Origin of the sequence: Allorhizobium ampelinum S4 (assembly GCF_000016285.1) — a bacterium.
GTDB lineage: Bacteria > Pseudomonadota > Alphaproteobacteria > Rhizobiales > Rhizobiaceae > Allorhizobium > Allorhizobium ampelinum.
On sequence record NC_011988.1, the window covers coordinates 339671 to 363147 of the forward strand.

Genomic DNA, 23477 nt, shown 5'->3' on the forward strand with positions numbered 1-23477 from the left:
CGCGACATTGCATATGGTCGCAAAGCTGCATTACGAAGCTGAGATGTCTCAGGTTGAGATCGCTCGCAAGCTTGGAATCTCGACCGCGACCGTCTCTCGTTTGCTTCAACGGGCCAGGGTACTTGGGATCGTCAAGATCGAGGTGCTTGACCTTGTCTCGCCTGCCGGTCTGACGCAGGAACTGATCGAAGCGCTGTCCCTGAAGAGGGCGGCGGTGATCGATACGCCATCGACAGGTATTCTGGGCGCGCTGGCAAAGCCGTTGGGCGATTTGCTCAAGGAAGAAGGTCTGGCCGCCGGATCGGTCATCGGTATCGGTTGGGGTCGTGCCATACGTGAGGTTATTGCCGCAGGCTTGCCGCGTATTCCTGGCATTATCGCCGTTGCGTTGAACGGTGGTCTCCAGCAATCAGCGCCGCATTTCCAGATTAGCGAATTTGTCCGCCAGGCCGCCGATCAGTTGGGTGGCAGCGCCCATTTTCTACATGCGCCTTATCTTTCCTCCGCCGAATTGAAGGATGCCTTTCTTGCTGATTCATTCGTGCAGGAAACAACGAAGCTTTGGGATCGCCTGGATTGCGCGATTGTCGGCATAGGGCTGCCGCATGCTATCAATCCGCCCGAGGCGAGTGCCGCGACAGTGAATGAGCGCGCCATTGGAGGCGCGGTTGGTGACGTCATCAGGCACTATGTCGATATCAACGGCAAGCTTTTGTCCTGGGATGGGGAAGAGCGAATGATTGCGGCATCCAGCCAGCAGCTTTGCAAAGCCAAACTGTCTATCGGTGTGGCCGCGACCGTTGAAAAAGCGGCTGGAATCATCGGCGCTGTTCGCTCCGGAATGATCAATTCCCTGGTCACCGACGCCAATACCTGCATCGCAATTCTCAATCTTCTCCAGCAAGATGCGCCTTCCCAGGGGGCGGAAAAACAAACGAAAGCGAAAAAGAAATAAGTTTCTGAAAAAAATTTCTTGACGGCAGGCTGAAAACGGCGTGATGATGCTGTCGTGAATTGAATGCTTAATTCACGGGAGATGACTGTTTCGATTTGGGAGGAGAGAAACATGGAACGTCGGCGTTTTCTTCAATCTGCGACCGCGCTTGCCTTGTCCGCACCGGCTGTTCTGGCGGTTACGCGTGCTCAGGCCGAAAATAAAAAATTCAGAATTGCGCTGATTCCGGGTCTGACGACCGATGCGTTTTATATCACGATGCATAAGGGCGCAGAAGCAGCAGCAGCTGCCATTGGCGCACAGATTATTTTTCAAGGCGCTCCAGATTTCAACCCTGTTACACAGGTCCCGGTTCTTGATGCGGTCATTGCGAAAAAGCCGGATGCCATTCTCATCGCACCCACCGATACCACCCAGCTGGTGCAGCCGTTGAAAAAGGCCGCGGATGCGGGCATTCCAATGATCACGGTCGATACATTCATCGGGACAGGTGACTATCAAACGGGTGCAGGGGACGGGGACTTTCCGTTGTCCTATATCGCATCGGACAATGTTCTGGGCGGCGAAATTGCAGCGCGCTCTCTGGCGTTGGCCATTGGTGACAAAGGCAAGGTCTATGTCTCCAACGTTAAGCCAGGAGTTTCGACAACGGACCAGCGAGAGCAAGGGTTCAAATCCGAGATGGCCAAACATCCCGGCATTACGGTTCTCGAAACGCAATTCAATGACAATGACGCCAACAAGGCCGCATCTCAACTCCAGGCGGTCTACGCCCGCAATCCAGATTTGGCCGGGGTATTTGGTGCCAATCTGTTTTCCGGGCTTGGATCGGCGAACGGTGTCCAGCAGGCTGGCCAATCCGGTACAATCAAGGTTGTGGCTTTCGATGCGCCAGGGTCAGTGGTGGATAATCTGAAATCCGGCCTTATCGATTTTGCAATCGCCCAGCATCCTGCGGAAATCGGCTATTACGGGGTGATCTCCGCCTATGCGCACCTGACCGGGCAGTCCATCCCAACCAAGATTGGGACTGGCTTTACTGTCATCAACAAAAGCAACGTGACTGATCCAGCCGTCGCTCGGTTCATCTACGCTGAATAGACCTCCACGGCCTCGTTAAAACGTCAGCCAAGGCTGATCGGACGCCAGGATAAGGCTTCCGAGTCCCTTCATTGACAGCTGACCAGAACTCAGGATGGAATTCATGCTGGAAAACCAGACCATGGCGCCCGAGAACACCCACGCCGTCGCACCTCAGGCAGACCATGCCGACGTCACCAAGACGATCGTGCAGCGCATTGCTCAGTTGCGGGCGTGGGTCTTTCTGGCCGCACTCATTGTGATCTTCGAGATTTGGGCGCAGACAGATTTTGGAGGGACGTTCGTTGGTTCACCCTTCAATTGGCAATCGGTTGCGGTCTTTGCCGTTGCGCCCCTTCTGTTGGCAATCGGCCAGACCTTCGTCATCATCTCTGGCGGCATCGATCTTTCCGCAGGTTTCATCATGGGGCTTGCGGCGGTTGTCGCTGCCCACGCCACCAATTATTTCGGGGTTTTCATGCCTTTGCCGGCTGCCATGGTATGCGGCATCCTCGTCGCCATCCTTGCAGCGACAATTCCAGGCATCATCAACGGGCTGCTGATCTCCAGGCTGAACGTACCCCCTTTTATCGGCACGCTCGGCATGTTTGGCGTTGCCCGAGGAGCGGCTTTCCTTCTTGCCGGAGGAACAACGGTACCCGTCAAAAACTCCTATTTCGCAGCGCTTGGGAATGGACGGATAGAAGGTATCCCTTATCTCGTTCTGGTGACCGCCGTTTTCGTGCTGTTTATGCATTACATTCTCAGCCAGACACGGTTTGGGCAGCATAATTATGCGATTGGCGCCAATGCCCAGGCCTCACGCCGGGCAGGCATCGATATCAAAGGCCATATTTTGCGGCTTTATATCCTGTCCTCTGTCTGCGCGGGTCTTGGCGGCGCATTATACGCCGCGCGTTTCACGGCAGGCGCTGCCCAGGCCGGGGAACCCTTGCTTCTCGACAGCGTAGCGGCCGTGGTGATTGGCGGTGCCAGCCTGTTTGGCGGCTCGGGAACAATCATCGGAACGGTGGCGGGAGCCCTGGTCATCGCGGTCATCCAGTATGGCCTGGTGTTCATGAATGTTGAGCCATTCTGGCAATTCATTGCCGTTGGCGTCGTCATCATCATTTCCGTTCTTATCGATCAGGCGCAACGCCGCTTCAGTGGAGTCAAACATGCTGAGTAATGTCGCCCCCCTTCTCGAAGTTCGTAATTTTTCCCGGTATTTCGGCGCTGTGAAAGCCCTTGATAATTGCTCGCTGACGGTCGGTGCCGGTGAAGTCGTGGCCTTGGCCGGCGACAATGGCGCCGGAAAGACCACCATGATCAAGGCGATCTCCGGGGTCTATTCGCCCACTTCGGGTGAAATTCTGATCGATGGCTCCCCGGTTGCCTTTTCCTCGCCGCAGGATGCCCGGGAAAAGGGGATCGAGACCATTTACCAGGACCTGGCTCTCGCCGATAATCTGTCCATTGGCGCCAATATTTTTCTTGGCCGTGAGCCAATGAAACGCGCTTTTGGTTTTATTCCAGTCCTTGACCGCAAGGCGATGGCCAAGGCCGCAGCCGATACGATGGCTCTCCTGGACTTCCATGTGAAGCGACTGGATGCCCCGGTCAGCAATTTTTCGGGCGGACAGCGCCAGGCGGTGGCAATCGGTCGGGCCGTTTACTGGAATGCCAAGATCCTGATCATGGACGAACCGACAGCAGCGCTGGGCGTGCCGGAGCAGCGTAAGGTTGTTGCGCTGATCAAATCGCTGAAAGCCCAAGGTCGGGGCGTTATTTTCATCTCCCATAATTTGCAGGACATATTCGCGGTATCGGACCGTATCGTTGTCCTGAGACGGGGTGTTGTCGCGGGAACGCGCAATATTGCCGATACCAACCACGACGAAGTCGTCAAGCTGATGATTGGTGGGTAATCCTAGAAGTCAGCAAGCAAATCAACGCGGGATTATACTCATGTGGGAACTTGATGGGAAAGCAATCCTCGTCACCGGTGCCAGCGGTGGAATCGGCGGCGCGACGGTGAAAAAGCTGAAAGAAGCCGGGGCCCGGGTCTATGCGGCCGGAAGGTCACGAGACGAGCTTGACAAGCTGGCCGCGCAGACCGGTTGTGAGACGTTGATTTTCGATCTCACTTCGGAGGACGAAATTCGCAGGGCAGTAGAGGATTTGCCGTTGTGGGGCGTGGTGAACTGTGGTGGCTTTGGCGGCGAAATCGCCACCCCGCAGGAAACCGACATTTCTATCTTCGACAAAGCCATTGCCATCAATGTGAGAGGCGCGCTTCTCGTCACCAAATACGCATCGCGCTCGATGATCAAAGAAGGCAAGGGTGGCTCAATCGTCAATGTCTCGAGCCAGGCAGCACTGGCGGCATTGCCGGGCCATGTCTCCTATGCATCTTCCAAGGCGGCACTGGACAGCATTACCCGTGTCAGCGCGCTTGAACTTGGCAAATACAAAATTCGGGTCAATAGCGTCAATCCCACCGTTGTTATGACGGAGATGTCCGCATTTTATTGGGGCCGCCCGGAGATCGGCGAACCCTTCCTGGAAAAAATGCCGTTGGGACGGTGGGCTACTGTCGATGACATCGCAAAGCCGATCCGCTTCTTGTTGAGTGATGAGGCATCAATGATCACCGGTGTCTCTCTCCCCATTGACGGTGGCTTTACAGCCTGTTGATCGCCTCGTCGCTCAGGCCGTGCAAGATCCGCACCCAGGATCGGGTGCCCTTGTGAAAAGAGGTGAGGTTGTATTTTTCATTGGGCGAGTGAACGCAGTCATCGTCCAGCGAAAAGCCTACTAACAAGGAGTCCATGCCGAGCATGGACTGAAAGCTGCCGACAATCGGGATTGATCCGCCGCCGCCGACAACAATGGCCGGCTTTGGCCATTCCTGTGAAAGAGCCGCCTTGGCCGTGGCGAGGATTGGCGAGTCATAGGGCAATTGAATGGCAGGTGAGGCCCCTTCGGCCTGAAATTCAACCCGGCAATCACTAGGTAATTTTGAGGTTACATAGGCGCGAAAGCTGTCGCGGATTTTTTGCGGGTCCTGTTTTCCCACCAGACGGAAGGATACCTTGGCCATCGCCTCGGCGGCAATTACGGTCTTGAAGCCCTTGCCGGTATAGCCGCCGGACATGCCGTTGATCTCGGCGGTCGGGCGCGCCCAGAGCAATTCCAGAACGCTACGGCCTTTTTCGCCTGACGGGACGGACAGGCCGATATCGGTCAGGAACGCGGGTTGGGTCTTCTCCAGATCCGCCCAGACGGCCTTGATATCGGGCGGTGTTTCCTCGACGCCATCATAAAAGCCGGGCAGGGTCACGGCACCGGTTTGATCATGCAGGCCAGCCATGATATCGCTCAGGACATGCAACGGATTGGCTGCGACGCCACCATATCCGCCCGAATGGAGGTCACGGCTGGCGGCCTTGATGGTGATTTCCTCGCCAACCAGACCGCGCAGGCTGGCGCAGATCGCCGGTGTTTGCGTGTCCCACATGCCGGTGTCGCAGACCATGGCAAAATCAGCCTTCAACTCCTGAGCATGGGCTTCGAGAAAAGGCTGAAGCGACGGCGATCCCGATTCCTCCTCGCCTTCGAAGAGAATGGTCACACGCACCGGCAGTCCGCCCTTGGTTTCCTTGAAGGCGCGTAGAGCCTCGATGAAGGTCAGGAGCTGTCCCTTGTCATCCGAAGTACCGCGTCCGGTGATGATCTTTTCTCCGGTTGAACCGTCACGAATAGCTGGGTCGAACGGGTCGTTTTGCCATAAGTTCAGCGGGTCCACCGGCTGAACATCGTAATGGCCGTAAAAGAGCACATGCGGGCAATCCGCGGTTTGGCCCTCGTGATGCGCAACCACCATCGGATGACCTGACGTGTCGCGCACCGATGCGGCAAAGCCCAGTCCGCTCAGATAGGTCGCCAGGAAATCCGCAGCCTTGCGGCAATGCGGGCTGTAGGCCGGATCGGTGGAAATCGAGGGGATACGCACCAGATCGAACAGTGTTTCCAGACTGGAGGGCAGATTGTCATCGACATGGGCGAGGACGGTTTCAAGATCGGTCATGGGCAGATTTCCAGTCGGTCGTGGGATGGATGTTTGCAAAGATCAGTCTGTTCGAGCCGCCGCCATCGCCGCCTGCAAATCGCTCCACAGCGCCTCGGTCCCCTCAAGCCCGACATGGAGACGCACAGACAGCGGATCGACGCCGAAGGCATCCGCGAAACTCGGCGGCGCTTTCTGGTTGGCCACCACATCGCCGGGGACGACGAGACTTTCATGACCACCCCAACTGACGCCCAGTTTGAACAGTTTCAAATGGTCGCAGAAGGTTTGAATATGGATGACATCCTTGAAGATGAAGGAAAACAGCCCGGACGTGCCATGCAGGCCCGGCGGCAAGCCATTGTTCAGCGCCGGATGGCAGACTTTTTCGACGATATCGAGCGCCTGCAAACGATGGGCAATCTCCAGCGCTGAGGCCTCATGCGCCTTCATGCGGATCGGCAATGTGCGCATGCCCCGGATCAGCAGCCAGGCATCGAAGGGAGACAGTTTTCCGCCGAGATAAGGCAGCGTTTCATTGCGAATACGATTGATCAGTTCCTTGGGGCCAGCCACCACACCGGCGACAACGTCACTGTGACCGCCGAGATATTTCGAGGCCGAATGCAGGACGAGATCGACGCCGAGCGATAATGGCTTCTGGAACACCGGGCTTGCCCAGCTGTTGTCAATCATCGACAACACGCCGTGCTGTTTGGCAAGAGCGGCAAGCGCGCCAACATCATGGGCGTCCATCACCCAACTGGTCGGGCTTTCCAGATAGAGAAGCTTTGCGCCCGGAAGCGCCTTGGCCACGGCATCCTCATCGCGGCCATCGACATAAGTAACCTCGATGCGCATGCGCTTCAGCATGGTCTCAAAGAACCTGTAGGCATCGGGATAGAGGTGGCGAACGGCAACGACCCGATCTCCCGGCTCGACAAAGCTGAGGACGGTCGAGGATATCGTCGCCATGCCACTGGCAAAGGCCAGCGCATCTTCCGCGCCTTCCAGTTTGGCCAGCATATCCTCAAAAATCCGCACGGTGGGGTTCAGCCCGCGTGAATAAACCGGTCGAAGTTTTTCACCGCGATAGGTCGCGACCATCTCGTCATAGTCGCTGAAGGTGAACAGCGACGTCTGCACAATCGGCGGCACCACCGCATCATAAGCATTGGCCTCATCATGCGCCGTAATCAGCGATGCCTGTTGCAGGTAATCGAGAGCGTCGCTCATTTGGACATTTCCTTGATGTCTTCTTCCACCACGGCAAGAATTTTGAGGGTTTCACGGCGCGCACCTTCACTGTCCTGGTCAGCAATGGCGCTGAACAAGGTGCGATGAAAGGGAAAGGAGCGGCGGGCAAAATCGGGCCGGTCAAACGGCTTATGCCAGAAGCGTTCGAAGGCTTCGCGCATCTGCTCCAGAAGCTGTTTGAACAGCGGGTTATGCGTGGCATCGTAGATCGCCACATGGAAAGCCAGATCTTCCTTGCCGGATGTTCCCTTGGCCAGATGCACCCGCTCCATTTCATCGAGCTTTTCCTCGATGATCCGCAAATCCTCTTCCGTTCGGCGCATCGCAGCCAAGGCTCCGGCCTCGACTTCAATGCCACGACGCACTTCCAGCGTTTGCAAAAGAGCATCGCGTAAATTCACCGTCTCCAGCATCAACGGCATGTGGACCGTGGCAGCACTCACAGGCTGCAAAAGATAGGTCCCGCTGCCTTTTCGGGTCTCCACCACGCCCAAAGCCTGAAACCGCCCGATCACTTCACGCACTGTTGAACGGCCAACACCGAGCGCGTTCATCAATTCGCGTTCCGTCGGCAGGCGATCTCCACGCTTGAGACCGGCCTTGTTGATATAGCCGACCATGGCCCCACTCACCTGCTGAACACGGTCCAGCGGTGGCAGTGCGGCGATATGCGGATCTTGGCTCAGGGCGCGTTTGGGGAACATTGTCACGACTCTTGCTTCTCCTGCCGACCGCTTGACAATTGGTCTGACATCTTAGCAGTATGCCGCCCACGAACAATGTCAAGGCGACCGAAGGGGCATTTGGCCTACTCCAAAAACTGAATTTCATCGTCGCGGATACGGCGGAAGAAATGAAAACAATAATTTATCCGCACACATAAAAAATGAGGGTGCCGCAAAGGCGCGAACAAACAAACTGGGGATTAAAGGCATGAAATTTCGTCTATTCGGCGGAGCTGTGGCCGTGTCGGTTGCTGCTTTGCTCACCAGCCCGGCTGTTGCTTTTGAAGGCAGAAGCGTTGTGGCGCCCGATTGCAACTATGGTGGCAAGATCAAGTCCATCGTGGCGACCGATGAGCACACGGTGACCTTCTCCATGTGCTCGCCCGATCCGGCCTTCAAAGCCAAGGCGGCTTTCGTACCCTTCGGCATCCAGCCGGCCAAGCATATCGAAGAGGCTGGTCCGAAGAAGAAGCTGCTCGACAATCCGATCGGCACTGGGCCGTTCAAGCTGGAAAGCTGGAATCGCGGCGATTCCATCACCATGACCCGCAACGAGAATTACTGGGGTGCCAAGCCGGCTTTCGACAAGCTGGTGTTTCGCTGGAATCAGTCCGGCGCGGGCCGCCTGAATGAATTGCGCTCCGGCACGGTCGATGAAATCACCAATATCAGCCCGGATGATTTCGACAGTGTCAAGAACGATCCGGACCTGCAATTCCTGCCGCAGGAAAGCCCGAACATTCTCTATCTCGGCATGGTCAACACCGCCAAGCCTTTTGACAATGAGAAGGTGCGCCAGGCGATTGCCATGGGCATCGATCGCCAGCGCATCGTCGATAATTTCTATCCAAAAGGTTCGGTCGTCGCCAGCCATTTCACGCCCTGTTCGCTGCCCAATGGCTGCGCTGGCAAGGATTGGTACGGGTTTGATGCGAGCGCGGCTAAAAAACTGCTGGCCGATGCCGGATACCCGAATGGGTTCAAGACCAAGATCTACTACCGCGATGTGTTCCGCGCTTACCTGCCGGAACCAAGCGTCGTGGCTGTCGAATTCCAGACGCAGCTGAAGAAAAATCTCGGCATCGATGCGGAAGTGGTTCCGATTGAATCGGGTAAATTCATTGATGATACCTCCGCTGGCCGGATCGATGGGCTCTATCTGCTGGGTTGGGGGGCTGACTATCCGCATGTCACCAACTTCCTCGATTATCACTTCGGCAAGACATCGAAAATGTTCGGCACCACTTTCCCGGAAATTACCGAGGGGTTGACCAAAGGCGGAACGATTGCTGAGACAAAGACCGCCGAACCGATCTATGCGGCCGTCAACGATGCCATTCGCCAGCATGTGCCGATGGTGCCGATTGTCCATGGCGCCGCCGCCTATGCCGCTCGGGCGACCTTGAAGAATGCCATCGTCCGCCCCTTTGGCTCGCCGTTGTTGCAGGATTCCAATCCGGGTAAGGATACGCTGGTCTTCATGCAGAATGCCGAGCCGATCAGCCTCTATTGCGGCGATGAAACGGATGGCGAAACGCTGAATGCCTGCACGCCGATTACGGAAGCGCTGCTGGATTATGCAAAGGACAGCGGCGATATTGTTCCCGCTCTGGCCACCAGCTGTGATGCCAATGCGGATTCGACCGTTTGGACCTGCAAGCTGCGGACCGGCGTGAAATTCACCGACGGCTCTGATTTTACCGCCAATGACGTGGTGGTATCCTGGGCGGCGGGCATTGATGCATCCAATCCGGCCCATGTCGGCAATACCGGCTCCTTCGACTATTTCTCCTCCCTCTGGGGCGGATTGATGAACGCCAAGAAGTAAACGTGCGGATTTCGGCGCTTCGGGCTAGGCGTAAATGTCGGGCCCGGCGTGTCTGGCGGGGTCGTTTTTATACGTGGCTACCCCCCTCTGGCTTGCCAGCCATCTCCCCCTCACGGGGGGAGATCAGGGTGAGTTAGATCATCCATTTCCTCGAACACGCAGAAAATTTTGATGCGTGAGATTTCGAGCAAAGGGTAAACTCCAAAGCGATCTCCCCCCTTGAGGGGGAGATGCCCGGCAGGGCAGAGGGGGGTATCCTGGCGCAGCCGCCTGTTGATGACACCTGCCCAAACCAAACGGCGCTGTAAAATCTGGTAATGAGGACCTGCGATGCTTGGATATGCAGCCAAACGCCTGCTGATTTCCATCCCGGTGATTTTCGGCATTCTGATCGTGACCTTCGCGCTTGCCCGGTTAATTCCTGGCGATCCCTGCAAGGCCATGCTGGGAGAAAAAGCCACCGCCGAGACCTGCGCTGGTTTCATCACGCGCTACGGCTTCGATAAGCCGCTGCCAACGCAGTTTTTCATTTATATGGGCGATATGCTGCGGGGTGATTTCGGCACATCGGTGCGCTTCTCGCGGCCTGTGACGCAGATCATTATCGAGCGCCTGCCGATGACCGCCGAGCTTGCCGTGCTGGCGCTGATCACCGCGACCGTTATCGGTGTCGGGCTCGGGGTTATTGCCGCCCGCCGTCATAATTCAGCAGCCGATGTCGGCACCATGATTGTTGCCAATGCCGGCATTTCCATGCCGGTGTTCTGGCTGGGGTTGATGCTCGCCTATTTGTTCGGGGTGATGCTGCGCGGCACGCCCTTCTGGCTGCCGCCATCCGGGCGGCTTTCCGCCGGTGTCAATTCCATTCCCTTTTACGAGGTCTGGCACTGGCAATTGGCGGCGGAGAGCGGCTGGAGCAAGGTGCTCGAATTCTTCTCCAACTTTTATATTCTGAACGCCTTGATCACCGGCAATTGGACGGTGTTCTGGGATGCCATACGCCACATGATCTTGCCGGTCATGGCGCTCTCCACCATCCCGATGGCGGTGATTGCCCGCATGACCCGCTCCTCGCTGCTGGATGTGCTGGGGCGTGATTATGTCCGCACCGCCCGCGCCAAGGGCGTGCCGGAAAAACGTGTGGTCAGCGAACATGCGCTGGGCAATGCGCTGTTGCCGGTTGTCACCATTCTGGGCTTGCAAATGGGCGCCCTGCTCAGTGGCGCCGTGTTGACCGAAACTGTTTTTGGCCTGTCCGGCGTGGGGCGTATGCTGGTTGAGGCGATTTTTGCGCGGGACTATCCAGTCGTGCAGGCCTTCACGGTGATGATTGCCGTGTCCTACGTGGCTATCAACCTGCTGGTGGACCTTTCCTACACCTATCTCGATCCTCGCATTCGCCCACAATAGGACAGTTCATGACGCGCTTGAATAGTGTATCGGCCAGTGCAGCAGAGGCCATTCTCGAAGATGGCCTGATTGGTGAACCGGTCGCCCAATGGCGGAGAACCTGGGGACGGCTGCTCAGACTGCGCTCCGGGCAGGTCGGCTTGTTCATCATTGGCATGCTGATCCTGATTGCCATTTTCGCACCGGTTCTTGCTCCTTATGATCCCGATCAGGTGTTGATCGGTGTCGAGCAGGTCAAGCGCCGCGAGCCGCCCTGTGTGCATCTGCTTGGATGTGACGCCAGCCGTCCGCAGCATATCATGGGTATCGATGGCAATGCCCGTGATTCCTTCTCGCGTATTCTCTATGGTACGCGCGTCAGTCTGGTCATTGGGCTGACCACCGTTACCTGCGCGCTGTTCTTTGGCGTTCTACTGGGGGCGATTGCCGGGTATTTCCGGGGTTGGGTGGACAATATCATCATGCGGATCATGGATGTGATCCTCGGCTTTCCGTCTTTGCTGCTGGCGATTGCCATCGTTGCGGTTCTGGGACCGGGCATTCGCAATGCATTGTTGGCCATCTCCATCGTCTCGGTTCCTGCCTATGCCCGCGTCACCCGTGCCAGTGTGCTGTCAGTGAAAACCTTCGATTTTGTCGCGGCCACGCGGGTGCTGGGTGGCAGCAAATGGCGCATCCTGTTTCAAAGAGTGCTGCCTAATGCCATCACGCCGATTGTGGTGCTGGCTACACTTGGGGTGGCCACCGCTATTCTCGATGCGGCCGGTCTCAGCTTTCTTGGTCTTGGCGCACAGCCGCCAACGCCGGAATGGGGGACGATGCTGGGGGCCGCCCGCAACGAGATCTTTTCCGCGCCGCATCTGGTGTTCTTTCCCGGTCTTGCCATCATGCTGACCGTGCTTGGCTTCAACCTTCTCGGAGACGGGCTGCGTGATGCCCTCGATCCGCGGCTCCATACGTGAGGACAGCATGACCCGGCCTATTCTGGAGATCCGCGATCTCACCACCCATTTCCAAACCCGATCCGGCACCGCCCGCGCGGTCGATAAGGTCTCGTTGTCGCTTGAAGCGGGGCAAACGCTCTGCGTTGTCGGCGAGAGCGGCTGCGGCAAATCGATCACCGCGCTGAGCATCATGGGGCTGGTGCCCTATCCCGGCAAAATCATCGGTGGCGAAGTGCTGCTGGATGGGGCCGATCTGCGCAGCATGTCGCCGATGGACCTCAGCAAGGTGCGCGGCAACCGGATTTCGATGATTTTTCAGGACCCTTCCTCCTCGCTCAATCCGGTTCACACCGTGGGGCGGCAGATTGCCGAGGCTTACCGTCTGCACAAAAACATGGGCAAGCGCGAAGCCGAGGATGCAGCAATCGCCATGCTGAAAGCCGTCGGCATTCCCGATCCCCAACGACGCATGAAGGCCTATCCGCATGAAATGTCCGGTGGCATGGCGCAGCGGGTGATGATTGCCATGGCGCTGGCCTGCCAGCCGGAAGTACTGATTGCCGACGAGCCGACCACCGCGCTGGATGTGACCATTCAGGCGCAAATTCTGGATTTGATGCGCGATTTGCAGCGCGATTTCGGCACCGCCATCATTCTGATCACCCATGATCTCGGCGTGGTCGCCGAAATGGCCGATCATGTCGCGGTGATGTATGCGGGCCAAGTGGTAGAGCTTGCCGATGTGAGAACCCTGTTCAAATCGCCCAAGCATCCCTACACGCAAGCCTTGCTGCGCTCGGTGCCGGTGCTGGGCGAATCTCCTGATATGCTGGAAGTCATCGATGGTCGTGTGCCGCAATTAACCCACTTGCCACAGGGCTGTCTGTTCGCGCCGCGTTGCACAGCCCGGCGTGAGGCCAATGAACCGCGCTGTCTGACCGAAGTTCCAGCGCTGACCGAAATCCACAAGGCCCATCACTGTCGATGCTGGCTGAACGAACCGGCGACGCTTGCCGGTGAACAAGAGGTTCAGCCCGCATGAGCGCCCTGATCGAAATGAACGGCATCAAAATGGCCTTCGCCGTGACCGGCGGGGCGTTCCAGCGAGTGAAAGGCTATGTCAACGCCGTCAATGATGTCAGCCTCACCATCGAGCGCGGGCGCACGCTGGGTGTGGTCGGTGAAAGCGGCTGCGGAAAATCCACGCTGGCCCGCATCGTGGTGGGTCTGTTCGCGCCGACCGCAGGCGAAATCATCTTTGATGACAAGCAGATTGCCGGACCCGGCATGGGTGTTGATTTCGCCTCTTCCCGCCGCATTCAGATTGTCTTTCAAGACCCTTACTCCTCGCTGGATCCACGGTTGCCGATTGGTGACTCCATTGCCGAAGGCTTGGTCATCCACGGCATTGGCGACAAGGCCAGCCGTCGCAAGGCCGTTGCCGACATGCTGGAACTGGTCGGCCTGCCGCCGCAGGCTGCGGACCGCTATCCGCATGAATTCTCAGGTGGCCAGCGCCAGCGCATCGGCATCGCCCGCGCCCTCATTCTCCAGCCGGAATTTCTGGTTTGTGATGAGCCAACGTCTGCACTGGATGTGTCGGTACAGGCGCAAATCCTCAATCTTTTGAAACGGCTAAAAACCCAGCTTAACCTTACCATGATGTTCATTTCTCACAATCTGGCCGTGGTGCGCCACATCGCCGATGATGTGGTGGTGATGTATCTCGGCCATGCGGTGGAACTTGGCCCGGTGGAAGCGCTGTTTACCAATCCGCGCCATCCCTATACCAAGGCGCTTCTCTCCGCGACGCTGATTGCCGATCCAGACCGGCGAGGCGAGCGGATCAAGCTCGTTGGCGAAATGCCGTCTCCGCTCAATCCACCCACGGGCTGTCCCTTCCATCCTCGCTGCACGCTGGCCAATGACCGCTGCAAGGCGGAAATGCCACTGATGACCATGACGGACACCGTCCAGGTGGCCTGTCATGCCGTTGAAGAAGGTCGGGCTTAAATTACCCAAGGAAACAGACCATGTCCTCACTGCTATCAGCCCCGAAAATCTCCATGGAAGAGCGGGTTATAAGGTTGGAGACCCTTCGAAAGACCATGGCGGAAAAGGATATCGGCGCCGTGCTGATCGGCTCCACCGAGAGCCTGCGCTATTTCACCGGGCTGGCCTGGCATGGCAGCGAGCGGCTTGTGGGTGCGGTGATTACGGCATCGGATCTTGTCTATGTGGTGCCGGGCTTTGAGCGCAGCCGGGTGGAGACATTGCCGCATCTTCCCGGCGATATCAGGGTCTGGGAAGAAGATGAAAGCAGCGCCGCCCTTGTCGCGTCCTTCCTGCCCCACGCTAGCACGCTTGCGGTCGACGATTTCGTGCCACTTTTCGTCTACAATGCGCTCAAGCGCGAAATAGTAGCAGATCGGTTGATCGATGGCGGACCGTTGTTGCGCGGTCAGCGCCTGCGAAAATCCGCCGCTGAAATCGCCATCATCCAATATGCGATGAACCTGACACTGGATGTGCAGCGCAAAGCTCACGCTATGATCCGCCCCGGCATTGCCGCTTCGGAGGTCGTGCGCTTCATTGATGATGAACACCGACGCCTAGGCGCCAGCAACGGCTCCACCTTCTGCATCGTCTCCTTTGGCGAGACCACGTCCCTGCCGCATGGGGCGGATGATGAGCAATATTACCAGCCGGGCGATGTGGTGCTGGTCGATACCGGCTGCCGCATTGATGGCTATAACTCCGACATCACCCGCACCTATATGCTGGAGGAGCCAACCGCCGAGTTCGCCCGCATCTGGGATATCGAGCGAGCAGCGCAGCAGGCGGTTTTCGATGCGGCCCGGATTGGCGCGACCTGTGGTAGCCTGGATGATGCGGCCCGCGACGTGCTGACCCGCCACGGCCTCGGCCCGGATTACCAGCTTCCCGGACTGCCCCATCGCGCCGGTCATGGTCTTGGCCTTGAGGGACATGAGGAGCCCTATATCGTGCGCGGCAACACTGTTCGCCTTGACGCGGGAATGTGCTTTTCCTGCGAGCCGATGATCGTGCTGCCCGGACAATTCGGCCTGCGTCTGGAAGACATTATTTACATGACCTCGGATGGACCGAACTGGTTTACCCAACCCGCCAAGGGGCCGACGGAGCCTTTCTCGGGATAAGGGCAGCATCTGTTTGCCTAAAATAAAAGCAGTATGAAAAAATATGCAGAGTCGGATTGACTCATCTCTTCGTTCGTCTGAGTATGAACCAATTATCAATTGGTTCGAACCAATGCATGATTGACGATCACGACAATTCCAATCTCGCCCTGAACAAATTGCGTGAACTGCTGAGCTCCGGCCGGTTCAGTGCAGGGGAAAAACTGCCGACGGAGCGGTCATTGTGCGAGGAGCTTTGCCTTGGCCGCCGTTCCGTTCGCCGGGCTCTGGAGGTTCTTGAAGCAGAAGGGCTTATCTGGCGGCGGCAGGGGTCTGGTACGTTTGCTGGCGCACGCCCCGACGCATTCGATGACTATGTCGGCGCCCTGGTTGCCGGAACCGATCCTTTGGAAGTCATGGAAGTGCGCCTGCGGCTTGAGCCGCAACTGGCACAGCTGGCGGCCCTGCGGGCCAATGCGACGGATGTGCAGGCCATGTATGATCTGGTGGCAAAGATCGGCGCCAGCAAGGATGCCGATGGGCGGGAGCTTTGGGATGGGGCGCTGCATCGAAAGATTGCCCAATGCGCTGGCAACAGCCTTTTCCTGGCGCTGTTCGATGTGATGAACCGGACGCGGCAGGACCCGGCCTGGCAGAATATTCGTGAACAGGCGCGGGCGTTTGCTCAAACCCGCCCTGTCACCCATGGCCAGCATCTCGCCATTATCGACCGTATTGCCTCGCACGACCCGATCGGAGCGGGCGAAGCCATGCGGGTCCACCTTCTCACCCTGCAAGAGAGCCTGATCCGCATTACCTCGATCGATACCGCCGTCCACGTCGCAGAGGCATGACGGCCAAGAACTGCCTATCATCAGCATAAAAACAACAATGAGGGGAATGGCATGAAACTGAACAGAGTTTTGACCGCGCTGCTCGTCACCGCCGCTTTTGCCGCACCTGTGATGGCCGCTGACCTGAAGATCGGCTTGTCGGAAGACCCTGACGTGCTCGATCCGGCGCAGTCGCGCACGTTCGTGGGGCGTATTGTCTATACGGCCATGTGCGACAAACTGGTTGATGTCTCGCCCGACTTGAAAATCATCCCGCAGCTTGCCACCGGCTGGGCCTGGAGCGAGGGTGGCAAGGTTTTAACCATGACGCTGCGCCAGGGCGTGAAATTTCACGACGAAACACCCCTCAACGCCGAAGCTGTTGTCGCCACCATCCAGCGCAACATGACCATGCCGGAATCGCGCCGCAAGAGCGAGCTTGCCTCGGTTGAAAAGGTCGAGGCTATCGGCAGCGATACGGTGAAATTTACCCTCAAGGCCCCGGATTCGACCCTGCTGGCGCAATTGTCCGACCGGGCCGGGATGATCGTCTCGCCCAAGGCCGCCAAGGAATTGGGCGCTAATTTCGGCAGCCATCCCGTCTGCGCCGGTCCATTCAAATTCGTCGAGCGGGTGCAGCAGGACCGGATCGTGCTGGAGAAATTTGCCGATTACTGGAACAAGGATCAGATCTTCATCAACAAGCTCACCTATCTGCCGATTGTCGATAGCACGGTGCGCCTCGCCAATTTGCGCTCCGGTGATCTCGATATGATTGAGCGGGTGGCGCCGACCGATGCCGCCTCCATCAAATCCGATGGCAAGCTGGACTTTGAACAGGCAGTGGGCGTTGGTTACATGGCGATGTATGTTAATATCGGCAATGGTCCTCGCGCCAATAACCCGCTTGGCAAGGACAAGCGCCTGCGGCAGGCCTTCTCGCTGGCCATCGATCGCGAAGCACTGAATCAGATCGTCTTTGAGGGGACGGCTCTGGCGGGCAATCAGCCATTTCCGCCTGTGAGCCCCTGGTATGACAAGCGGATTCCCGTTCCTGCCCGCGATGTCGAAAAGGCAAAAGCCCTGGTCAAAGCCGCTGGATTTGACCGGGTGCCGATTGAGTTGCAGGTGTCCAACAGCGCGACGATGTTGCAGATGATGCAGGTCGTGCAATCGATGGTCGCTGAGGCTGGTTTTGACGTGACGCTGAAGACGATGGAATTTGCCACCATGCTCAACGAGCAGACGACTGGAAATTACCAAATCAGCCGTTCGGATTGGTCCGGGCGTGTGGACCCGGATGGCAATCTGCATCAGTTCGTCACCTGCAAGGGTGGCATCAACGATACCAAATATTGCAATCCCGCCGTCGATACGCTGTTGAACGAAGCGCGGCAATCCACCGACGACGCCGTGCGCAAGCAGAAATATGATGCGGCCGATGAAATCCTGAATGACGACCTGCCGATCATCTATCTCGGTCATCAGTCCTGGCTCTGGGCGTCGAGCAAGAAGATCACCGGTTTTGTGCCGTCACCGGATGGAATGATCCGGCTGACGGGCATGCAAAAGGCCAATTGACGTCTTGCTTTTTGCCCTGGCGATCCTGTCACGGAAGCGATCTTTGTCAGGCGGCAGGTCCGCCGCCTGACACAAACGTCTCATTCATCCGGAGACCGTCATGCCCACTTTCCTTGCCCGGCGCCTGTTGCTGGCCATACCGACGCTGCTGATCATTTCTGTCTTCGTTTTTTCGCTGCAAAAGCTTCTGCCGGGAGATCCGGTGCTGATCATGGCGGGAGAAGACCGCGATCCCGCGGTGATGGAAAGCCTGCGCGAGAAATACCACCTGAATGATCCGATGCCCGTTCAATATGTAATGTGGCTTGGCGCCGCGCTGAAGGGTGATCTCGGCATGTCGTTGCGAACCAACCAGCCCGTGCTGGAACTGATCGGCGAGAAACTGCCCGTCACCTGCCAACTGGCCATCATGTCGATGATCTTTGCTCTCACCCTCGGCATTCCCCTCGGCATTCTGGCCGCGGTCAAGAAGAATACGCTGATCGATTACCTGGCTAGCGTGGTGGCGCTATCTGGCCTGTCGATCCCGAATTTCTGGCTTGGTATCATGCTCATTCTTCTGGTTTCGGTCCGGCTCGGCTGGCTGCCGGCCTCCGGTTATCAACCATTCTTCTCCGACCCATGGATGTCGATGAAAACCATGCTGATGCCGTCTTTCGTGCTCGGCAATGCCTTGGCAGCATCGATCATGCGCCACACGCGCTCGGCCATGCTAGGGGTTCTCAGTTCGGATTATGTGCGCACCGCCCGCGCCAAGGGCATGCCCGAACGTTCGGTCATCTTGTCTCACAGTTTTCGCAATGCTGTTTTGCCCATCGTCACCCTGACCGCCTTGCTTTTTGGCGAATTGCTGGCCGGTGCGGTGCTGACGGAGCAGATTTTCACCATTCCCGGCTTTGGCAAGCTGATCGTCGATGCGGTGTTCAATCGCGACTATGCCGTCGTCCAGGGCGTTGTGCTCTGCACCGCCATCGGCTTCATCCTGATGAACCTGATGGCCGATTGTCTCTATCTTCTTCTCAATCCTCGGATGAGGGCCAGCCTATGACCGCCATGAGTGAGGCCGCAACTGGCCCGTCCCCCCTATCCGGCAGAGGCTGGCGCAAACTGAAAGCCAACAAGGCAGCGTTGGTTGGCCTTGGCATCATCCTGTTCTTTCTGGTGGTGGCGCTGCTGGCGCCGCTGCTGCCCATCGCCGATCCCTTGGCGTCGAGCTGGTCAGCCATTCGCAAGGCACCGTCGCTGGCCCACCCGTTCGGCACGGATGACCTTGGCCGCGATATTATGTCCCGGATGATCTGGGGGGCGAGGGCATCGCTTGCGGCAGGAATTTTCTCCGTGGCGATTGCCACCATCCTTGGTGTTCCGCTTGGCATCCTCTCCGGTTATTTCGGCGGCTGGATCGATATGGTGATTTCCCGCATCACCGAGGCCTTCCTGGCAATGCCTTTTCTGATCATGGCCATCGCTCTTGCCGCCTTTCTTGGGCCGAGCCTGACCAATGCGATGATCGCCATCGGCCTTTCGGCGCTGCCAACCTTCATCCGGTTGAGTCGAGGTCAGGTTTTGGCCGTCAAGACGGAAGATTACGTGGAGGGCGCACGCTCCATTGGCCTTGGACATGTGGCAATCATGAGCCGTTACATCTTTCCCAATATCCTGGCGCCGGTTCTGGTGCAGGCAACACTGACGGTTGCCACTGCGATCATCGCCGAAGCCAGCCTGTCTTTTCTGGGTCTTGGACAGCAGCCGCCAGCGCCCAGCTGGGGCTCGATGCTGAATGTCGCCAAGAATTTCCTCAGTCAGGCACCGTGGATGGCCATTTGGCCGGGCGGTGCGATTTTTCTCGTCGTCATTGGGTTCAATCTCCTGGGGGACGGGCTGCGTGACGTTCTCGATCCGCGCTCGTCCTGACGCAAACAGCTAAGATACATCATCATTTCAATTCTGGGATATATGCTATGACTGACTTTACCACCCGGCCTGAAATTCTCGGCACCTTTGGCGTTGTTACCTCCACCCACTGGATTGCCTCTGCCGTCGGCATGGCCATACTGGAAAAGGGTGGCAATGCCTTCGATGCTGCCGTCGCCACCGGCTTCGTGCTGCAAGTTGTCGAGCCGCATCTGTGTGGTCCGGGCGGCGATATGCCAGCCGTGATCTACTCGAAAAACAAGGACAAGGTGGAGGTCATCTGCGCCCAAGGGCCTGCACCGGCGGGCGCCACCATCGAGCACTACACGGAGGAAGGGCTGGATCTCATTCCCGGCGATGGCCTGCTGGCAACCGTTATCCCCGGCGCCTTCGATGGCTGGATGCTGATGCTGCGCGATTACGGCACGATGAGCGTGCGCGACGTGCTGGAACCAGCCATTTATTATGCCGAAAAAGGCCATCCGGTTCTGGCCAGAGTTTCGGCCACCATCAAGGGACTTGGCAGTTTCTTCGAACAGCATTGGCCAACCTCGCACCAGACCTGGTTGCCGGGCGGCTTCGCCCCGGAGCCGAATAGCCTGTTTACCAATCCGGTTCTGGCCGAGACCTGGAAGCGGATCATTGTGGAAGCCGAGGCCAAATCCGGTCGCGAGGCGCAGATTGAAGCAGCGCGCGACGCCTTCTACCGTGGTTTCGTCGCTGAACAGATCGATCGCTATGTCCAGTCCACGGCAGTGATGGATGCGAGCGGTGCGTGTCACAAAGGCGTGCTGACGGCTGACGATATGGCGCAGTGGTCTGCGACCATAGAGGAGCCGCAAACCTTTGATTATCATGGCTGGACCGTGGCCAAGACCGGACCATGGGGGCAGGGGCCAGTGCTGTTGCAAGCCCTGTCCCTCCTGAAAGGCTTCGATATTGCGGCAATGGCTTCGGATGGCCCGGATTTCGTTCACACCGTCACCGAGGCCATGAAGCTGGCCTATGCCGACCGGGAGATTTATTATGGCGATCCGGCCTTCGCCACCGTGCCGATGCAGCATTTGCTGAGCGAGGCCTATGCCACTGAGCGTCGCGCATTGATCGGTGAGACGGCGTCTTTCGATCTGGTGCCGGGCCGGGTTGCCGGCTTTGAAGATCAATATGCCCGCACCATGGAGATGTTGGGTGCCACGTCGAAAACCGGGGCGGTGTTTGAGCCGACCATGGCGCATTTGAGCGAAAAGCGCGGTGATACCGTGCATATCGATGTGATCGACCGCGACGGCAATATGGTGTCCGTCACGCCATCCGGTGGCTGGCTGCAATCCTCGCCGATTGTGCCGGGACTGGGCTTCTGTCTCAATTCCCGGGCGCAGATGTTCTGGCTGAAACCCGGCCTTCCCACCTCGCTGCAACCAGGCAAGCGCCCGCGCACCACCCTGACTCCATCGATCGCGCTCTATGAGGGCCGTCCCACCCTGTCGTTTGGCACGCCGGGCGGCGACCAGCAGGATCAATGGCAGCTGTCGTTCTTCCTGCGCTATGTTCACCATGGCTTCAATCTTCAGGCTGCCATCGATCGGCCGCTGTTCCACACCTCGCATTTCCCTGGCTCGTTTTATCCTCGCACCCGTGAGCCGGGCAGCCTGATGGTGGAGAAGAATTTCCCCGAGGCGACGATTGCCGAACTGGCCAGACGCGGTCATGCCCTGACCGTCGCCGAACCATGGTCTATCGGCCGGTTGACCGCAGCGCGGCGCGATGCCGATGGACTCTTGCGGGCGGCGGCCACGCCAAGGCTGATGCAGGCCTATGCGGTTGGACGATAAGTCACGCCTGGGGCTGTAGACCCGATCACCAACGAGGACCTGTCATGAGCGCGCAAACACCTGCACCGATCTTGTCCGTAGAGGGGCTGAACACCGCTTTTCTGGTGGATGGACGCTGGAAAACCGTGGTCCGCGATGTGTCATTTGATGTGATGGCGGGTGAAACGCTCGCCATTGTCGGGGAGAGTGGATCGGGCAAGAGTGTGACATCGCTATCGATCATGCGGCTGCTGGCTGAACAGAGCAGCCGGACGACCGGGAGGATCATGCTGGAGGGCCGCGATCTGATGGCTTTATCCCGAAAGGCCATGCGCAACGTACGCGGCAGGGACATGGCGATGATCTTTCAGGAGCCGATGACCAGCCTCAATCCGATTTTCACCATCGGCCGGCAGATTTCCGAGGCCTTGATTGCCCATGGCGGTCTGTCCAAAGGCGAGGCGCGGGCGCAGACCATCCACCTGCTGGACAAGGTTCGCATTCCCAATGCCAAGGCGCGGTTTGATGATTATCCGCATCAATTCTCGGGCGGAATGCGCCAGCGGGTGATGATCGCCATGGCGCTGGCGCTGAAACCGAAAATCCTGATCGCTGACGAGCCGACCACGGCCCTTGACGTGACGATCCAGGGCCAGATCCTTGATCTCATCAAGCAATTGCAGGCGGAAGAAGGCATGTCTGTGCTGTTTATCACCCATGATATGGGCGTTGTGGCCGAAATTGCTGACCGCACCATGGTGATGTTTCGCGGTGATGTGGTGGAAACCGGCACGACGAGCGATGTTTTTCACAAGGGCCGGCATCGCTATACCCGCGCTTTGCTCTCTGCTGTTCCACGCTTGGGGGAAATGGGCGATGCCGCCTGGCCACGGCGCTTTCCGGTCGTCGATATGGCGACCGGCGAACGGGTGGAGCCCACAGTCGTCGCTGACACTGTCGAGCGGGGTCTGACACCGGTTCTCCAGGTACGGGATCTGGTGACGCGTTTCGACATCAAGGGAGGGTTATTCAGTAGGAAAACCGGCGTGATCCATGCCGTGGAGAATGTCTCCTTCGATCTTTTCCAGGGCGAAACACTATCGCTTGTAGGAGAGTCGGGCTGCGGAAAATCGACCACCGGACGTTCCGTCATGCGGTTGATCGATCCACTCAGCGGCTCGGTCCAATTGGATGGCTATGATGTTCTGTCGCTGCGATGCCCCGATATCAACCGGATGCGCCGCTCCATTCAGATGATTTTTCAAGACCCTTTCGCCAGCCTCAATCCGCGCATGACGGTGGGTGCTTCGGTTGCGGAGCCGATCACCACCCATCGGCTTGCCACGCACAGGCAGGCGCGTGACAAAGCCGCCGACCTGATGGAGCGGGTGGGCCTCAGCGCCGATATGGCCAACCGCTATCCGCACGAGTTTTCCGGCGGGCAGCGCCAACGCATTGCCATTGCTCGGGCGCTGGCGTTGGACCCGAAAGTCATCGTCGCCGATGAAAGCGTGTCTGCCCTCGACGTGTCCATCAAGGCGCAGGTCTGCAACCTGCTGATGGATCTGCAAGCCAGCCTGAAAATCGCTTTTCTGTTCATTTCCCACGACATGGCGGTGGTGGAGCGGGTCAGCCATAGGGTCGCTGTGATGTATCTCGGCGAAATCGTCGAGATCGGCCCGAGAGCTGCGGTGTTCTCCAACCCGCAACATGCCTATACCCGAAAGCTGATGAAAGCCGTGCCGGTGCCTGATCCTTCCCGCCGAAATATCCGGCGCGATCTGGACAGCGAAGAGCTGAAAAGCCCGGTGCGCCCGCTCGGATACCAACCGCCCAAAAGACGCTATGAACTGGTCTCCCCGGGCCACATGGTCATGCGGGATGAAGCGAGGGTAGGATAGGATTTCGGACA

Annotated in this window: 20 protein-coding genes; 17 read left to right on the forward strand and 3 right to left on the reverse strand. The window is 58.0% G+C overall.

Annotated elements, in window-relative coordinates:
* Nucleotides 1-13 precede the first annotated feature (13 nt).
* The 5 genes from AVI_RS18825 (at nucleotide 14) to AVI_RS18845 (ending at nucleotide 4732) form a co-directional block, all read left to right on the forward strand.
* Entirely contained in the window at nucleotides 14-955 is a 942-nt protein-coding gene (locus tag AVI_RS18825) for a sugar-binding transcriptional regulator (protein WP_012653721.1), read from the forward strand.
* 111 nt (nucleotides 956-1066) lie between these two features.
* The gene (locus AVI_RS18830; protein ID WP_012653722.1) at nucleotides 1067-2056 is read left to right on the forward strand and encodes an ABC transporter substrate-binding protein; all 990 of its coding nucleotides are present in this window, start codon (nucleotides 1067-1069) and stop codon (nucleotides 2054-2056) included.
* Between the two features lie 121 nt (nucleotides 2057-2177).
* Nucleotides 2178-3224, forward strand: coding sequence for an ABC transporter permease subunit (locus AVI_RS18835; RefSeq protein WP_012653723.1), 1047 nt, complete (start codon nucleotides 2178-2180; stop codon nucleotides 3222-3224).
* Nucleotides 3214-3963 (forward strand): ATP-binding cassette domain-containing protein, encoded by a 750-nt coding sequence (locus tag AVI_RS18840; protein ID WP_012653724.1) that lies wholly within the window; start codon nucleotides 3214-3216, stop codon nucleotides 3961-3963. Before AVI_RS18835 ends, AVI_RS18840 begins: the two co-directional genes overlap by 11 nt.
* 40 nt (nucleotides 3964-4003) lie before the next feature.
* Nucleotides 4004-4732, forward strand: coding sequence for an SDR family oxidoreductase (locus tag AVI_RS18845; protein ID WP_012653725.1), 729 nt, complete (start codon nucleotides 4004-4006; stop codon nucleotides 4730-4732).
* Here AVI_RS18845 and AVI_RS18850 read toward each other — a convergent pair.
* The 3 genes from AVI_RS18850 to AVI_RS18860 are packed head-to-tail and all read right to left on the reverse strand — an operon-like array spanning nucleotide 4719 to nucleotide 8065.
* Complete coding sequence (locus tag AVI_RS18850; RefSeq protein ID WP_012653726.1) at nucleotides 4719-6125, reverse strand: M20/M25/M40 family metallo-hydrolase; 1407 nt, start codon at nucleotides 6123-6125, stop codon at nucleotides 4719-4721. The two genes, AVI_RS18845 and AVI_RS18850, sit on opposite strands and share 14 nt — an antisense overlap.
* A 42-nt stretch (nucleotides 6126-6167) precedes the next feature.
* Nucleotides 6168-7340, reverse strand: coding sequence for a PLP-dependent transferase (locus AVI_RS18855; protein WP_012653727.1), 1173 nt, complete (start codon nucleotides 7338-7340; stop codon nucleotides 6168-6170).
* The gene (locus AVI_RS18860) at nucleotides 7337-8065 is read right to left on the reverse strand and encodes a FadR/GntR family transcriptional regulator (protein ID WP_012653728.1); all 729 of its coding nucleotides are present in this window, start codon (nucleotides 8063-8065) and stop codon (nucleotides 7337-7339) included. Before AVI_RS18860 ends, AVI_RS18855 begins: the two co-directional genes overlap by 4 nt.
* Before the next feature lie 229 nt (nucleotides 8066-8294).
* Between AVI_RS18860 and AVI_RS18865 the strand changes: the two genes are divergently transcribed.
* The 12 genes from AVI_RS18865 to AVI_RS18920 all read left to right on the forward strand — a co-directional run bounded on the left by AVI_RS18865 (nucleotide 8295) and on the right by AVI_RS18920 (nucleotide 23466).
* Entirely contained in the window at nucleotides 8295-9914 is a 1620-nt protein-coding gene (locus AVI_RS18865; protein WP_012653729.1) for an ABC transporter substrate-binding protein, read from the forward strand.
* Between the two features lie 330 nt (nucleotides 9915-10244).
* Complete coding sequence (locus tag AVI_RS18870; protein WP_012653730.1) at nucleotides 10245-11324, forward strand: ABC transporter permease; 1080 nt, start codon at nucleotides 10245-10247, stop codon at nucleotides 11322-11324.
* An 8-nt stretch (nucleotides 11325-11332) separates the two neighbouring features.
* Entirely contained in the window at nucleotides 11333-12286 is a 954-nt protein-coding gene (locus AVI_RS18875; protein WP_012653731.1) for an ABC transporter permease, read from the forward strand.
* 7 nt (nucleotides 12287-12293) lie between these two features.
* Entirely contained in the window at nucleotides 12294-13310 is a 1017-nt protein-coding gene (locus AVI_RS18880; RefSeq protein ID WP_041698478.1) for an ABC transporter ATP-binding protein, read from the forward strand.
* Nucleotides 13307-14281, forward strand: coding sequence for an ABC transporter ATP-binding protein (locus AVI_RS18885; RefSeq protein WP_012653733.1), 975 nt, complete (start codon nucleotides 13307-13309; stop codon nucleotides 14279-14281). The genes AVI_RS18880 and AVI_RS18885 overlap by 4 nt, the downstream gene beginning before the upstream one ends.
* Before the next feature lie 20 nt (nucleotides 14282-14301).
* Nucleotides 14302-15447, forward strand: a complete 1146-nt coding sequence (locus AVI_RS18890) for a M24 family metallopeptidase (protein WP_012653734.1) — start codon at nucleotides 14302-14304, stop codon at nucleotides 15445-15447.
* A gap of 116 nt (nucleotides 15448-15563) precedes the next feature.
* A complete protein-coding gene (locus AVI_RS18895; RefSeq protein WP_012653735.1) occupies nucleotides 15564-16280 on the forward strand; it encodes a FadR/GntR family transcriptional regulator in 717 nt (238 codons plus the stop codon).
* Nucleotides 16281-16331: 51 nt separating this feature from the next.
* Complete coding sequence (locus AVI_RS18900) at nucleotides 16332-17840, forward strand: ABC transporter substrate-binding protein (protein ID WP_012653736.1); 1509 nt, start codon at nucleotides 16332-16334, stop codon at nucleotides 17838-17840.
* Nucleotides 17841-17940: 100 nt separating this feature from the next.
* Nucleotides 17941-18888 carry an ABC transporter permease gene (locus AVI_RS18905; RefSeq protein WP_012653737.1) on the forward strand — a complete coding sequence of 316 codons (948 nt, stop codon included), beginning with the start codon at nucleotides 17941-17943 and terminating at the stop codon, nucleotides 18886-18888.
* Nucleotides 18885-19754: an ABC transporter permease gene (locus AVI_RS18910; RefSeq protein WP_012653738.1), complete on the forward strand. Its 870-nt coding sequence runs from the start codon at nucleotides 18885-18887 to the stop codon at nucleotides 19752-19754. Before AVI_RS18905 ends, AVI_RS18910 begins: the two co-directional genes overlap by 4 nt.
* A gap of 47 nt (nucleotides 19755-19801) precedes the next feature.
* Complete coding sequence (locus AVI_RS18915) at nucleotides 19802-21586, forward strand: gamma-glutamyltransferase family protein (protein WP_012653739.1); 1785 nt, start codon at nucleotides 19802-19804, stop codon at nucleotides 21584-21586.
* 44 nt (nucleotides 21587-21630) lie between these two features.
* Complete coding sequence (locus AVI_RS18920; protein WP_012653740.1) at nucleotides 21631-23466, forward strand: ABC transporter ATP-binding protein; 1836 nt, start codon at nucleotides 21631-21633, stop codon at nucleotides 23464-23466.
* The last annotated feature ends 11 nt before the right edge of the window (nucleotides 23467-23477 follow it).

What these genes read in the sequence shown, in the direction of transcription:
- AVI_RS18860 (WP_012653728.1), bottom strand. Translation starts at nt 8,065, where the DNA reads ATGTTCCCCAAACGCGCCCTGAGCCAAGATCCGCATATCGCCGCACTG.
- AVI_RS18870 (WP_012653730.1), top strand. Translation starts at nt 10,245, where the DNA reads ATGCTTGGATATGCAGCCAAACGCCTGCTGATTTCCATCCCGGTGATT.
- AVI_RS18880 (WP_041698478.1), top strand. Translation starts at nt 12,294, where the DNA reads ATGACCCGGCCTATTCTGGAGATCCGCGATCTCACCACCCATTTCCAA.
- AVI_RS18845 (WP_012653725.1), top strand. Translation starts at nt 4,004, where the DNA reads ATGTGGGAACTTGATGGGAAAGCAATCCTCGTCACCGGTGCCAGCGGT.
- AVI_RS18825 (WP_012653721.1), top strand. Translation starts at nt 14, where the DNA reads ATGGTCGCAAAGCTGCATTACGAAGCTGAGATGTCTCAGGTTGAGATC.
- AVI_RS18895 (WP_012653735.1), top strand. Translation starts at nt 15,564, where the DNA reads ATGATTGACGATCACGACAATTCCAATCTCGCCCTGAACAAATTGCGT.
- AVI_RS18850 (WP_012653726.1), bottom strand. Translation starts at nt 6,125, where the DNA reads ATGACCGATCTTGAAACCGTCCTCGCCCATGTCGATGACAATCTGCCC.
- AVI_RS18840 (WP_012653724.1), top strand. Translation starts at nt 3,214, where the DNA reads ATGCTGAGTAATGTCGCCCCCCTTCTCGAAGTTCGTAATTTTTCCCGG.
- AVI_RS18910 (WP_012653738.1), top strand. Translation starts at nt 18,885, where the DNA reads ATGACCGCCATGAGTGAGGCCGCAACTGGCCCGTCCCCCCTATCCGGC.
- AVI_RS18885 (WP_012653733.1), top strand. Translation starts at nt 13,307, where the DNA reads ATGAGCGCCCTGATCGAAATGAACGGCATCAAAATGGCCTTCGCCGTG.
- AVI_RS18905 (WP_012653737.1), top strand. Translation starts at nt 17,941, where the DNA reads ATGCCCACTTTCCTTGCCCGGCGCCTGTTGCTGGCCATACCGACGCTG.
- AVI_RS18835 (WP_012653723.1), top strand. Translation starts at nt 2,178, where the DNA reads ATGGCGCCCGAGAACACCCACGCCGTCGCACCTCAGGCAGACCATGCC.
- AVI_RS18855 (WP_012653727.1), bottom strand. Translation starts at nt 7,340, where the DNA reads ATGAGCGACGCTCTCGATTACCTGCAACAGGCATCGCTGATTACGGCG.
- AVI_RS18900 (WP_012653736.1), top strand. Translation starts at nt 16,332, where the DNA reads ATGAAACTGAACAGAGTTTTGACCGCGCTGCTCGTCACCGCCGCTTTT.
- AVI_RS18890 (WP_012653734.1), top strand. Translation starts at nt 14,302, where the DNA reads ATGTCCTCACTGCTATCAGCCCCGAAAATCTCCATGGAAGAGCGGGTT.
- AVI_RS18830 (WP_012653722.1), top strand. Translation starts at nt 1,067, where the DNA reads ATGGAACGTCGGCGTTTTCTTCAATCTGCGACCGCGCTTGCCTTGTCC.
- AVI_RS18865 (WP_012653729.1), top strand. Translation starts at nt 8,295, where the DNA reads ATGAAATTTCGTCTATTCGGCGGAGCTGTGGCCGTGTCGGTTGCTGCT.
- AVI_RS18875 (WP_012653731.1), top strand. Translation starts at nt 11,333, where the DNA reads ATGACGCGCTTGAATAGTGTATCGGCCAGTGCAGCAGAGGCCATTCTC.
- AVI_RS18915 (WP_012653739.1), top strand. Translation starts at nt 19,802, where the DNA reads ATGACTGACTTTACCACCCGGCCTGAAATTCTCGGCACCTTTGGCGTT.
- AVI_RS18920 (WP_012653740.1), top strand. Translation starts at nt 21,631, where the DNA reads ATGAGCGCGCAAACACCTGCACCGATCTTGTCCGTAGAGGGGCTGAAC.